Below are 12,493 nucleotides of genomic sequence, written 5' to 3'. Positions count from 1 at the left end.
CTCCATTAATAACATGTAATTCTTAATCCTTTTTTCTCTAGCCAATCAAACTTTTCTTGCTGACTTGGTACATGCTTTAATAATTCTCTTATTAATAAGTAGTATTCACTTAATGTATTTAAAGAATAAACTACCCATTGTCCTTTTCTTTGTTCTCTCACAATTCCAAGATCTCTCATCTTTCTTAAATGTTGACTTATAGAAGGCTGTGACATTTCAAATATCTCAACAAATTCACATACACAGCATTCTTGTTCAGCCAACATGCTTACCATGGATAGTCTAGTTTTATCCCCTAAAAGCTTTAATACATTTGCTGTATCCTTTAAGGATTCATGTTCTATTATCATTTTTATCCACCTCCCTTTATTACTAATCCTAATTTACATAAATATAACTATATTATTATTTACTTATATAAGAAACAAACTAATCCATGCTCTCTCTTTTTTTCTTCGTACAAAGAACATAAATACCTAGCCCAATCGGACCTAACATTCCAATTAAAAATAACCAATAGATAAATGTTATATCCTTTTCTTTATTCTGCTTATTATCAATAAAAACAAAACAGGCAATCGATAATAAAACAAAGAAAAAAAGAAAGTATTTCATGGAGCACCTCCAATAATAATTGTTATTAATGTCATTTGGTTTTCTTATATAATTATATGCTTATATATTAATGTACTAAAAAGTTAATGTCAACCACATTAACCCCTTTATATTTAATCACAAGAAATGCGCAATCCGTTTTTTTCTAGCCAGATAAATTTCTCATTTTGGTCCGGTACGAACTTTAGAATATCTTTTATCATAGGAAAAAGTTGATTTTGTTGGTCTAACGAATAGATAACCCATTGTCCTTTTTTCTGTTCTTTAACTAAACCGGCATCTTTTAATTTTCTCAAATGTTGGCTTATAGCTGGTTGAGACATTTGAAATACATCCACAAACTCACATACACAGCAGTCATGGATCATAAGCATTCCCATTATGGATAATCTTGTCTTATCCCCTAAAAGTTTTAAAATATTTGCAGCAGTATCTAATTGTTCTGTAGACATCAGTAATCATCCATTCCATTTTAATTAACTTCATCATTAATTGGGTACCCCAAGTATACAAGAAAATAAGAGCTGCTTAAACTCTTATTTTCGCTTTTTATATCATCCTATTTTAATGAGCTAATTCCTTCTCTAATTCGGAATAAGCACAGATGAAATTGTTATAAGATATATATCCTAATGTACTTTCTTTATTACTAAATAATCTTGAAAAAGCCTTCTCCTTCGCTAATTCAATGGATATACCTAAACTATTCATGATTAGTTCTAAGTAAGCTTTAAAATACTCTTTGCTTAGATTTCCACCCTTATTTATAACCATATTTCTCCCTCATTATTAATTATTATGAGCAACAAGAATCGGTATCACAACTATTATTACGATTGGTATTTAAGAGATTCACACTACAAACCCCTGTTTCAGGTAAATCCAGCTCTACTTTTTCTGAGGACTCAATGTCCCCTGCAATAAATGCTGCTATTGATCGCACCTGTTCATATCCTGTAGCCATTAAGAAAGTTGGAGCTCTACCATAGCTTTTAGATCCAACTATATATAGGTTCTTTTCCGGTTGTCTCAGTTCCTTTTCACCATGTGGACGAACTGTTCCACAGCTATGCAAATTAGGATCAATTAAAGAAGAAATAGCCTCCACGCTTTCAGTAGCAAAATCGATTTTTGTACGCAATTCACTTAAAAAAGAATAGTTAGGACGATTTCCTGTATTAACAATAGCTTCTTCAATCAATTCAATACTATATTTTTCTCCTTTCACTTCTCCATTAATATTAAGTGTCGATTGATCACTTTCTTTCAGTTGCTCGACTCTAAACGAAGTGTACACTTGAACCATCCCTTTATCTACCAGTTCATGAATTCTGCTACCTAATATTCCCCTCGCTTCCAGTGCATCCTTTTCCTCTCCGCCATATGCTTCCTCTACTCGTTCTTTACGGATGATCCATACAATTTCAGTTTGAGGATTCATTTCCTTTAATGTACCTAATTCCAATAGTGCATTAATGGCGGAGTGTCCACTTCCAATAACCGCTACTTTCTTATTTTTATAACGATTAATACTATCTCCTAAGATATCAGGCATCCCATAAAAGATTTTATCCTTTAGATTTTTTTCCTCTTGTATCCAAACGCCGTTGGAGTTAGCCGGATTAGGATTTCCCCATGTACCAGTCGCATCAATGATAGCTTTTGCTTCAATAGCTTGAATAGATCCTTTATGCTCTGTATAAATAACAAATGGAACATTCTCTCGGTTAGCAGTCTTCAGTTTATCGATATTTTTTTTTGCTATAGAAATGACTTTTGTATTTAAGGCTAATACTTCTTGTATTTCTGGAATCTTTGATAAAGGGATTAAATATTTTTCTACTAGTTCTTTACCGGTAGGTATTTCTTCTAAATTCGGCTTTTCCCATTTATATTTTTCTAATAAAGAAGATGCTGCTTTATCAATGTTATATTTCCACTGTGAGAATAACCTTATATGTTTCCACGTTAGAATGTTTGCTCCCACTTCAGTTCCAGCTTCTAGTAGAATAACTTTTTGCTTATATTGGATCAAATGAGCTGCAGCAGCTAAACCTACAGGACCTGCCCCAACAATTGCAATAGGTAATTTATTATAGATAAATGTATTTTCTTGAGTTTCATCAGATGGCTGACAGCAAGGTGTTAAGATATTAAATTCAGACATATTAATTACTCTCCTTTGTATTTAACAAATAGTAATCTTGATCAAAAAGCAACTTTTCCATTATCATTACATCTACAAATTTGCCTTTTAATCTTCCTTGATTTTTAAATAATCCAACCTCCCTATAGTTTAGCTTTCGGTATAAACCTTGGCCTAAAGTATTTATAGGAAATGTAGAGAGCACTAGTTTATAGAAATCCTGTGATTTTGCTTCTTCTTCTAAGACATGTAATAGTTGCTGTCCTATTCCTTGTCCCCTAAATCTCCTATGTATATATATGGATAGTTCTCCTACACCATAATAAGCAGCCCTACTATTGTATGGGTTAATCGAAGCCCAACCCATAATTTCTCCTTGTTCATTTGTTGCAACAAAAGCGCAATGTCTTCCACTATGAAGATTAAACCAATTGTTTATATAATTTTCATCTTTTAAATCTTCTTCAAATGTGGCTAATCCATCTTCAATACCTTGATTATATATCTCTAATATTTCTAATAAGTCCCTTTCCTTCACTTTCCTAATCACTTCTTCTACCTCCTTAATTGACTTGTTCATTAATTGACTTTATCAAATATAATGTTTAATGAAAGCCACCTTATTTGGTGGCACAACTACCTAATCCATTATTTTTATTCATTGCAACCAATAGCAAACTTAGACTTTCCAAAACCTGTTGATGCTTATCTTCCTGTATGTGCTCGAAAATATTACCGAGATACTTCACCATTTGATTAGCAATTTCATCTGCCTTCGATTCACCTTCATCTGTAAGTGACAAAAGGACATACCTTCTATCATTTGGATCTGGAACTCTTGAGATGAAGTGAAGCTCCACCAATTTATTAACTTGACGACTTAAAAGTCCTGTATCCATCATTAACTTTTCTGCCAATGTCTGTAGAGATATATTCGGACTCTTACTTAACTCATAGACAATGTGACTTTGTGATACTGTAATTCCACAACAGTCAGAACCATCTTTCTGAAGAAGTCCAAAGTCCCTTACCAACTGTTGTAACAATTCACGTATTTGAATTTTATCCTGTGTTTTCATATATCATCGCCTCTAATTAAATGTTAACGTCATTAATTGACGATGTCAAATGTTTTTTCTTATTAAACTATCCTGCCCTTATAGTTATATAAAAACGGAGCAAATACAATTCCCTATTAAATGAACAAGTTTCTTAACTAAAGATCTTTGAAAAAGACTTTATTATTCGATTTATTAATTTTGAACACAAATTGCCCTACTCTAATGAGTAGGGCTAAGTAGTTCTAAGCTGTAAAATTAGTATATATCCATCCTCATTATTTTATGTAGTACTTAGAAAAAGTTGCTGGTCCACTAATTATCTATACGGGTAAAGATTATACTTTCTCCAAGTCTTATTTCGCTTGTGTGCCAACCAGCAACAAGCCAAGATTTAGCCTGGGAATGTGTTTTATCATTTGCCCACCACGCATTATACTTTTTAGCAGATGAAGGTAACTCGAAATTCAAGATTTCCTCAATTTCACTAAATGTGATAGTCAACCGTATCTCGTCTTGTTTATGTTTTAGATATTCTAATAGTTTAAAGTATTTTCCTTCATACATTTTTAACTATCTCCTAATTACGTTTTATTTTAAACCCTTATATTCAGATTCGGCAGCATCCTCACCAAAAGCATCCTTCCATAAATCATAGGTTCTAAATAGGGTTCTTTTACCTTCTTTATACAAGTGAACATTTTTAAAATTATATGGATTTCCATCAAACACCTTTATATTGCTTGTTTTTTTGTTCATAATCATACCTGATCTAGTTACCTCATATAATCCTTCAAATCCCTTGGCAGTTATATCTCTTTTCTCTTCTGACATTCTATCCTCTCCATAAAACAGTATATTCTTAATATTACTTTGTTTTTTACGGTTATGTCTAATTCAATTTATCCAATGACTCAATTTTTCACGAGTTTTATTTCAGAGAACTAAAAAAACCCAAAGGAAGTTACTTTGGGTTTTCGATTATTCATATATTACTTCGACTTTTATTTTAGCCCACTCATCAGGATTATCATTTAAGATATCAAGTTTCTTTATGATTGCTTTATATTGCACACCAGCCTCTAACATGGCTGCAAGATCTTCAGAGTAATATCTTGGGACATATCCTAAGCATAAGTTGTCTCTATATATAACTCTAACTGCATTTACGTCTACCTGATTATCAATATCTCGTATTAATGTTACAACTTCGTTCTCTTTAATTTCGCCTTTCACACTAGGAAAGTCATATCTTCTCGCCGCAGCTAGATCAAATGTGATTTGGAAAGGTTGATTCTGTATAAACTCAATAAACTGTACAAATTCAAAATTATCCGTTCCTAAACGACCACGAGTTGCTCCAAGTATCTCCATAACAGTACTAGTTGTATCCAAATTATACTTTAAAAGTATCTCTGGATAATTTGGTCGCTTTTTATTGGGCAATCGATTCATTAGCCCTGGGAATAGTTGTCCCTTACTTTCGTAAGTTTCCCCTAAATCTGGAAAGCTTGGATAGTTTTTAAACCCAACACTTACGGCCTCTTGTAAGTTCTCCGATAAATAAGAGAATATATACTTGTTCTCATCTCCATTATAGATTAACTTACCAACCACATATCTCTGACGAGACTCAGGTTCTTTCCAAACCAATAGTAATTCATTTATATTTTTATCCATGTCATCACCTATATTCAACAATATATCTCTTCTAAATTGAATAAATTTAGTAACTACTCTTTTATATTCAACATCTAATATTTCTTCTGGTACCATATCGACGATTTCTTCAACCAAATGGTCTTCTAAGTTAGATAGAGAAGTAAATAATCCCTTAAATTTCTCTGGATATTTACTTTTCAGGAATCTTATTAACGCAAAATGATTTGCTCCTCGTTTATCTTTCATACCAATTTTGGCTCTACCTTTAAACAAGTGCCTTAGAAGCTCACTATCAGAACTAATAAACTTTTCAATATTACCTCTAGATAAATCCCTACCTAACGAAGCACTATTATCGTACATTGGTGAAATTGCTACCGTATCTTCTTTCTCATGACGAGTGATTCCCCAATTGTCTTGATGCCGATCTCCATTTGCAATTAACGCGTCGAATAGAACTATATATAGAAAGTCAGCAAACAAATTACTTTTTTCAAGAAATTCTTCAATTACTTCTATATTATATTCTATTCTCCCCTCATCATTATAGGTGTAATTGAAAAATGACCCACTATCAAAATGAGAGTAACCCTTTTCTTTTTCAACAAAGAAATAACTTAGAGAACCATAAACACCATCTCTTATAGCTAACTCCACTTTAGCACATGGGAAACTTAAAGATGCAGCTAACTCACTACATAACTTTTCTGCCCAATGTTCGCCTCTATCTTCTCTTGGAATCTTAAACATAGCTAATTTACCAGTTAAAGGTTCTTTTAGCCATTCTTTTTCTCTTTCTCCAATATACCCTGGATGTTCCTCACTTACCGTTTCCCAATTACTTACATCAACAATAGAATAACTCATATTCCAATACCTCTCTATACTAATATTCCTATCTTATCGAACATTAAGTTCGATTACAATTTTTCTCTAAATCCCTGGCTCTTTAGCATATAATTTCTCAAAGAAAAAACACGTTCATTTGTTTACTCATCACAGTTAAATCCAATTTATTCCTCCTTTAAATACAAAAAAGCCCTTTAGGAGTGATACATAGACATACTTTAAGTAAGTCGATTATCATCCCAAAGGACTCTGTAATTTATTATTCATTCGTCTCACCTTAATAAGGTAACAAAAAAAAGAGAATAAAAATATCTATAATAATTATTATATAGGCTTATCTCTTTTAAAGATACCAATATCTATATTTAATTATGCTACAACGTCTTTACTAGTTATCTCCCTGTATTTCCCGTGTCTGACAATTGTTAAATTATTTTCATAATGTAGTTCTTTTGCATCTTCAGCTCTTATTTCCACCATCAGACTATTTTCTCTTACTAATACAACTATACCCTGAATCTCCATACCAGCTCGGTTGAAAACAATTTTACTTCCTTCTAATACTACTATTTCTTTCCCTACAGCAAGATTCATACTTATCTCCTCCTAGATACAAAAAACCCCAAAGAAAAAATCAATCCTAATAGATTGTTTTTCCTTTGGGGTTTTCCCATTCACGTTAATTTTGTAATTTATTATAACATATACTTACTTTAAGACATACTAAAATCCTTAATTATTTCCATTCAAATGCGTATGGGACACCCTTGGAATTGCCAGACAACAAGAGTATCCCAATCACTTGCATATAAGGTGATAGCAAGTATCGATTTAACTTGCTACATTTATAAAGTTTCCATACTAATAATATTTTATGCATTAAAAATCGTGTAATCTTTATATCAATGTCTAGACTTTTTAGTTAGACTATAAAATAAAAAGGAGAGGTTCTTCCTCTCCTTTAAATGAAGCTTATTTGTTGTAAACAAATGCTTTTGGGTAGAAGTGACGAGCTTCTACCCTTTAATTGTACCATGTATAGAAACAAATACAATTACTGCAGTATCGTTAAATATTAGCAACTCGCTGAACTCTGTGATTAAATTTTTCTTTCCAATAGCCCGATGTCATATCCTCAATAGCTACTCCATTAGAACTTTGAGCACCAATGAATTTACCATCGCCTAAATAAATGCCAACATGACCGTCTTTTTTATATGTATCAAAAAAGACTAAATCTCCTGGCTTCATTTCCTTTTCTTCAATAGCTGTACCCATTTTTTTCAGCGTCTCAGTACTTACAGAAGTTTGCTCCCCTAACTTAACCCCTAATTGATTATATGCCCAATAAACGAAGCTAGAGCAATCAAACCTACCGTTCTTTACATCTGATTGGTTACGACCGCCTCCAAAAACATAGACGGAATTTCCAATCCACCGGTTACCTACCGTAGTAATATTATACTCTCCACCAGACTGTAGTTGAATATCTTCTTTCTTAGAAACATGGGTACTATTTTTAAAGTTTTCAGCTAAGTTTATTACTTTATCGACATACCACTCCGCATGATTATAATGCCATAAAGCTTTTCTAGGGTCTGTTGCAAAGCCATTGCTAGATAAATAGTTAGCAGCAGCTGCTACTCCATCTGCAACGCTATAAGGGTCTGCCTTGCCATCATTATTTGCATCCACACCATAACCATTTCCTTTTTTTATTGTTTCTAAATCCGTTATATCTACGTTCTCTGCAACCAAACCTCCGCTAGATTCATACTTGTACCCTACCCAAGTACTCGGCATAAATTGCATGCTACCAATTGCCCCAACAGAAGAGGTCATAGTAGGACTAGTGGAAAAGCTCGTTTCAACGGAATGAATAGCAGCAAGATAGTACCAAGGAACACCGTATTCTTTCTCTCCATATAAGTAATATTTCATATACTGTGAAGGAATGGTGGTATTGCTCGTGTCTATAGAAGGACTATTAACAGTAGCATTAGACGTAATATTACTTTGACCAAAGAATTCACTCCCCTTTTCAGCCCTCTCCTCTTCGTTGCTAATTGCTCCCTCTATTAATTCCTTTTCTTTTTCTACTTTCTTACTTTCTTCCAGGAGTTGTTTCTTTTGTTTCTTTGATGTTTCCTCTTTCAGTTTTAGCTGTTCCACCAACTTCTCTTTTTCACGTTGTTGTTCCTGTAACTGTGAAATCATGCCTTCTAACTCCACATGGTTACTCTCCAGTTCTGAAGAAGCTCCTTTTAGCTCTTCTTGTAGGGCAAATAATTGGCTTACCTTTTGAACATTTTCAAGTAAAAGTTGCTGTTTATTAACTGTTGTAATGGAGGTTATCCCGTTCATTAAATCTTGATGGACCATTTTATTGAATTGACCATCTGGATCTAATACCTTCATTTGCTTTTTTATTGTTTCTAACCGAGTGGTAATAGTCTCTAATCTTTCCTGCTCTTTTTTTATGGTATGTTGATTCTGTTCCAACGCATTATCGAATTGCTTCAAATGTCGCTCCAGAACAATCCGTTCATTTTGAAATGCGTTTATTTCTTTATCCATCTTGGCAACCTGGTACTCTATACTGTCTAGGTTACTTTGTAAGTGGTCTGATACTGTTTGGCTTTGTTCTTCCGCACTAACTTGTGTTGTTCCTATAACACCTACACTTAAACAAATGGCTGCTATCTTCTTCATATGGCCTCCTTAAATAAAAAATAACCCCAAGAAAGACATAGTTTGACTACATCTCCTAGGGGCTTTCCCTTTGATATAATTTAGTTTTAAATGTATCCTTGATTTCTTCTCCACTATTCCACTATTCCAGCAGCAATAGTTTGAAAGAAAGGACGTAATGAGCTCTTTCTCTTTTTCATCAGCTTAACCATATGAACTATTTCTCTGAGCTCAGTATCTGATGAGATTTCAATAATAACTTCACATAAAGCATCACCTCTCATAACAGAACGATTAGAGCATGGAACAGAGATAAACTTTTCCTTTTTTAAAATATTTCTGAGAAACCTTTTATCGTGCTCGTGTGCAACAGACTTAGGATCTGTCTCTAATATATAAGCCTCCATATTCACCTTTCTCTCCTTTACGCTACTTCCTCGGCAATTGTGTCGTTCACCTTATTAGCAAACTCTTGAAGATTACCTTTCTCCAGGATAGAAATTTGAATGGGGATAGAATGGCCTGCATTATTGGTTACAATCAATGCCGATGTATAAGAGTTAAATAAAGGAATAACTCCCAACACTAAAAATAAAAGACCAAATAAATTAAAATTCAATAACTCCGCTATACCTATCAATGTAAAAAACAGACCAATAATAAACCGTTTCAAATGGAATTTAGTAGAGGTAGAAACACTTGCTATAGATTTTAATGGCATAGTAACTTCATTTTTACCGAGCGGTAAAAGACTAAATAATATGTTGTGATCATATCCCTTAAATCGTTTGCTTGTTAAAGCTAAATCTGTAGTTAACCACCTTAGCACAACATTAGTACAATAGGTACCTTCCATAATAACTCTTTCATTTTTACTTTCGGACATTAAATTCACTCCTTTTAAAAATAAAAAAGCCCCTAGAAGAGAACATACCGATGGCATGTTCTACATCTAGGGGCTTTCCCTTTTCGTTTATTTACTTATAAATAGTTTATCAATGTAGTTTAGGATTGTAAAGTAGGCTAATAAAGATAAAAATTATATCTACCTCAGTTTATTCTTAATTGCCTCTTCTGCTGTAATGAAGTAATAGGTATTACCGTTTAAAGAGTGCGAGACGTTATCCCAAATGCCCTTATTTATTGCAGACCAATTAAATCGTTGAGCTTGCGTCTCATCTTTAAAGAATCTAGCTGCTTCTTGGATGCTGGCACACTCAGCTATTAATTTTTCACCTCTGTAAATGTTAACTGGAATTTCTAATTTATTGTTTAGTTTGGGTCTTATCCTGTCCATAGCGTTCTCTCCTTAAAAGGTTTACCTTTTTCGTTAATTAATATTTTACAGTAAAATTTAGTATAAATCATGCTGTCTTAATATCTTGAGTTAACAAAAAAGCTGCCAATTAAAAGGGCAGCTGAATATAGTAGTGATCTGTTTACAACAAGAAATTTATTTGTTTAGGTATCGCTTCTTCTAAACCTGCGAGAAACCTTATATTTTGTTCTATGATTCTTAACTTACTTAGTTGAGTAGGAGCTTTTTCTCTATAACCGTTTTCCGTGTAAATTTTATTATCATCATATTTCCGAGCATTTAAATAAGCAGTAGAGTCTGATGAAAATGCTCCATATTCTTTAAGTAACTCATCTGCAACACCAAGAAAATGAAAATTTTGTGTGGGGAATTTTTTCTTGATGTATCCTAATCTTTCACGTAAATATTCTTTCCTTTTGCTGATAAATGGAACCATTCCTCCTAGACAAATTACAGCATGCTCCTCAGCAACTAGTTCAGATAGGTATTCTATAGTGCCTGTAACTTGCCAAACTGGAATGATTTCTGCGTTGGTCCTTTGTTTAATGCAACGGTAATTTTCTATAGTTTTCTTTTCATCTCCTATAACATCAAATATTATGAATCCCAATACACGAGCGTTATCTTTATGTTTATTTATGTAATCTATAAATCCATCCAAATACATTTCTTGCATTATCTCTTCACTGAATAAACAAATTTGTTGTTTCTCCTTTTTATAGGCATTATAAAAACTAAAAGCCCCACTATCTATAATGCAATACTGCTGGTTTTCTTCCAAGGTCACGACAGGATCTTTACTGGATTGAGTGATGGAATAGTAATTGTAAAGTAGATAATCTCCCTTTTGTTCCTTCACTATTTTCTGCATTCCTGGGGAACGTTCTAGACCAGAGAAGTATACTCTTGTACCAACTAACGATATTCGAAACATATTGTTATTGAGTTTTTGAATTTTTGACACATCACTAAAACAATCCCATATAATAGCAAACAATGAAGAGGAATACGCACTAAACTGTTCCATATCTTTTCTTATCACTGTACGTTTATGAAAAAAGTAGTCGATGCACTTTCTTATGGTTTCCCTCTTTATCTGTATAATTGCTTGTCCTTTACTGGTACATATATATATACAGTTTTTATTCTGCTGTTTCAGGTAATTCACTGCACCATTAACAGTATAAAATGCTCCTCTCTTCTTTAATCTTCTTTGAAATTTTCTTTCTATTTTTCTTGAATCACATTTAATCATGTTTTCCCTCCATAAAAAAAGAGAAGTAAGATTACTTACCTCTCTCAGACTAGTAGATATAATTAATTTCCCTCTCAATAAGGACTCATTTTTGCTATGAGATTAATATTTGGTCCAAGGCTTTTCATTTTCCCAAATCAAAAAATTTAATCTCCTGCCCATCTCCATTAATATTTCCTTTTCTGTGTCACATAGTGATTGCTCTGAACCGCTTAACTTTCTGTACTCTTCATGAATTCTAAGTATTGTCCTAGATTCTTCAAGGGTGCCTTTATCATGCCTTTTCTCTATTTCCAAGTATGCTCGTCTTAAATCTACATAACTTGTTCGTTTTAATAGTTTCCTCATTAACCGCTTACCCATCTCCATTACTATTTCCGTTTTTGTATCAAGTAGTGATTGTTCTGAACTCGCTTTCTTTTCATATTCTTTATGAATGGTAAGTAACATTCCTGATTGATTAAGCATACCTGTTTCTGTCCATTCCTCTATTTCCAGTAATGCTCTCTTTAAGTCCTTGTTACTTTTTAAATTTAATAGCTTCTTGATTATCATAACTATATTACTCCTTCTATTTTTAATCTTTTGCTGTTTAGTCCCATTCCTGCTCCCATACTTCATAACCCGCAATATCAAGCTCTTCAACAGTTCTCCATAACGGTAAATCGTAGAAATTTATATCAGGATCTTCATGTAAAGTGTTAGCAAGGTTTATTAAGTCCTTGGCTGTTTGATGACAATCAACCATTTTATCTTGTTCGTCCTGTATCGTGTAATGCTTTATATCTTATTAATCAAGGTATGAGTCGTACAGATGCTGCAGAGAAAGCCGGTATCTCTAGAATGACTTTGTATCGCAAGATGCAACAAGATACTATGGCCAACTGATAATCTAATGA

The 12,493-nt window shown here is 33.1% G+C and carries 18 protein-coding genes and 1 pseudogene; 1 reads left to right on the top strand and 18 read right to left on the bottom strand.

The genetic code is table 11. The features are described 5' to 3' along the window. Positions 1-5: 5 nt before the first annotated feature. The 18 genes from NCCP28_RS17105 to NCCP28_RS17020 form a co-directional block, all read right to left on the bottom strand. Entirely contained in the window at positions 6-350 is a 345-nt protein-coding gene (locus NCCP28_RS17105) for an ArsR/SmtB family transcription factor (protein ID WP_248562635.1), read from the bottom strand. A 79-nt stretch (positions 351-429) separates the two neighbouring features. After that, entirely contained in the window at positions 430-615 is a 186-nt protein-coding gene (locus tag NCCP28_RS17100; protein ID WP_248562634.1) for a hypothetical protein, read from the bottom strand. 113 nt (positions 616-728) lie between these two features. After that, positions 729-1,067, bottom strand: a complete 339-nt coding sequence (locus NCCP28_RS17095; RefSeq protein WP_248562633.1) for an ArsR/SmtB family transcription factor — start codon at positions 1,065-1,067, stop codon at positions 729-731. 112 nt (positions 1,068-1,179) lie between these two features. Beyond that, complete coding sequence (locus NCCP28_RS17090) at positions 1,180-1,389, bottom strand: hypothetical protein (RefSeq protein WP_248562632.1); 210 nt, start codon at positions 1,387-1,389, stop codon at positions 1,180-1,182. 22 nt (positions 1,390-1,411) lie between these two features. Then, complete coding sequence (locus NCCP28_RS17085) at positions 1,412-2,782, bottom strand: NAD(P)-binding domain-containing protein (protein WP_248562631.1); 1,371 nt, start codon at positions 2,780-2,782, stop codon at positions 1,412-1,414. A gap of 1 nt (position 2,783) precedes the next feature. Further along, positions 2,784-3,311: an arsinothricin resistance N-acetyltransferase ArsN1 family A gene (locus tag NCCP28_RS17080; RefSeq protein ID WP_248562630.1), complete on the bottom strand. Its 528-nt coding sequence runs from the start codon at positions 3,309-3,311 to the stop codon at positions 2,784-2,786. A 70-nt stretch (positions 3,312-3,381) separates the two neighbouring features. Then, positions 3,382-3,840 (bottom strand): MarR family winged helix-turn-helix transcriptional regulator, encoded by a 459-nt coding sequence (locus NCCP28_RS17075; RefSeq protein WP_248562629.1) that lies wholly within the window; start codon positions 3,838-3,840, stop codon positions 3,382-3,384. A 294-nt stretch (positions 3,841-4,134) separates the two neighbouring features. After that, positions 4,135-4,386, bottom strand: coding sequence for a DUF7662 domain-containing protein (locus NCCP28_RS17070; RefSeq protein ID WP_248562628.1), 252 nt, complete (start codon positions 4,384-4,386; stop codon positions 4,135-4,137). Between the two features lie 24 nt (positions 4,387-4,410). Next, positions 4,411-4,653 carry a 3-ketosteroid-delta-1-dehydrogenase gene (locus NCCP28_RS17065; protein WP_248562627.1) on the bottom strand — a complete coding sequence of 81 codons (243 nt, stop codon included), beginning with the start codon at positions 4,651-4,653 and terminating at the stop codon, positions 4,411-4,413. Positions 4,654-4,800: 147 nt separating this feature from the next. Further along, complete coding sequence (locus tag NCCP28_RS17060) at positions 4,801-6,348, bottom strand: HIRAN domain-containing protein (protein ID WP_248562626.1); 1,548 nt, start codon at positions 6,346-6,348, stop codon at positions 4,801-4,803. 351 nt (positions 6,349-6,699) lie between these two features. Then, positions 6,700-6,924, bottom strand: a complete 225-nt coding sequence (locus tag NCCP28_RS17055; RefSeq protein ID WP_248562625.1) for a DUF2187 family protein — start codon at positions 6,922-6,924, stop codon at positions 6,700-6,702. A gap of 474 nt (positions 6,925-7,398) precedes the next feature. Beyond that, complete coding sequence (locus NCCP28_RS17050; protein WP_248562624.1) at positions 7,399-9,042, bottom strand: NlpC/P60 family protein; 1,644 nt, start codon at positions 9,040-9,042, stop codon at positions 7,399-7,401. Between the two features lie 113 nt (positions 9,043-9,155). Beyond that, a complete protein-coding gene (locus NCCP28_RS17045) occupies positions 9,156-9,428 on the bottom strand; it encodes a hypothetical protein (RefSeq protein ID WP_248562623.1) in 273 nt (90 codons plus the stop codon). A 17-nt stretch (positions 9,429-9,445) separates the two neighbouring features. Continuing rightward, on the bottom strand, positions 9,446-9,907 hold the full coding sequence (locus NCCP28_RS17040) for a hypothetical protein (protein ID WP_248562622.1): 462 nt from the start codon (positions 9,905-9,907) through the stop codon (positions 9,446-9,448). A gap of 159 nt (positions 9,908-10,066) precedes the next feature. Continuing rightward, entirely contained in the window at positions 10,067-10,318 is a 252-nt protein-coding gene (locus tag NCCP28_RS17035) for a hypothetical protein (protein WP_248562621.1), read from the bottom strand. 142 nt (positions 10,319-10,460) lie between these two features. Then, entirely contained in the window at positions 10,461-11,594 is a 1,134-nt protein-coding gene (locus tag NCCP28_RS17030) for a hypothetical protein (RefSeq protein ID WP_248562620.1), read from the bottom strand. 102 nt (positions 11,595-11,696) lie between these two features. Beyond that, positions 11,697-12,149: a hypothetical protein gene (locus tag NCCP28_RS17025; protein ID WP_248562619.1), complete on the bottom strand. Its 453-nt coding sequence runs from the start codon at positions 12,147-12,149 to the stop codon at positions 11,697-11,699. A gap of 37 nt (positions 12,150-12,186) precedes the next feature. Next, on the bottom strand, positions 12,187-12,342 hold the full coding sequence (locus NCCP28_RS17020; protein WP_248562618.1) for a hypothetical protein: 156 nt from the start codon (positions 12,340-12,342) through the stop codon (positions 12,187-12,189). Between the two features lie 29 nt (positions 12,343-12,371). On the opposite strand from NCCP28_RS17020, the pseudogene NCCP28_RS17015 reads away from it, so the two are divergent. Beyond that, a pseudogene (locus NCCP28_RS17015) lies at positions 12,372-12,482 on the top strand (helix-turn-helix domain-containing protein); the annotation flags it as partial. Positions 12,483-12,493: the final 11 nt, after the last annotated feature.

It is taken from the genome of Niallia sp. NCCP-28, assembly GCF_023168165.1.
Classification (GTDB): Bacteria; Bacillota; Bacilli; order Bacillales; family Cytobacillaceae; genus Niallia.
The sequence above is the reverse complement of the archived record's forward strand: the minus strand, read 5'-3'. Positions and strand labels throughout refer to the sequence as shown.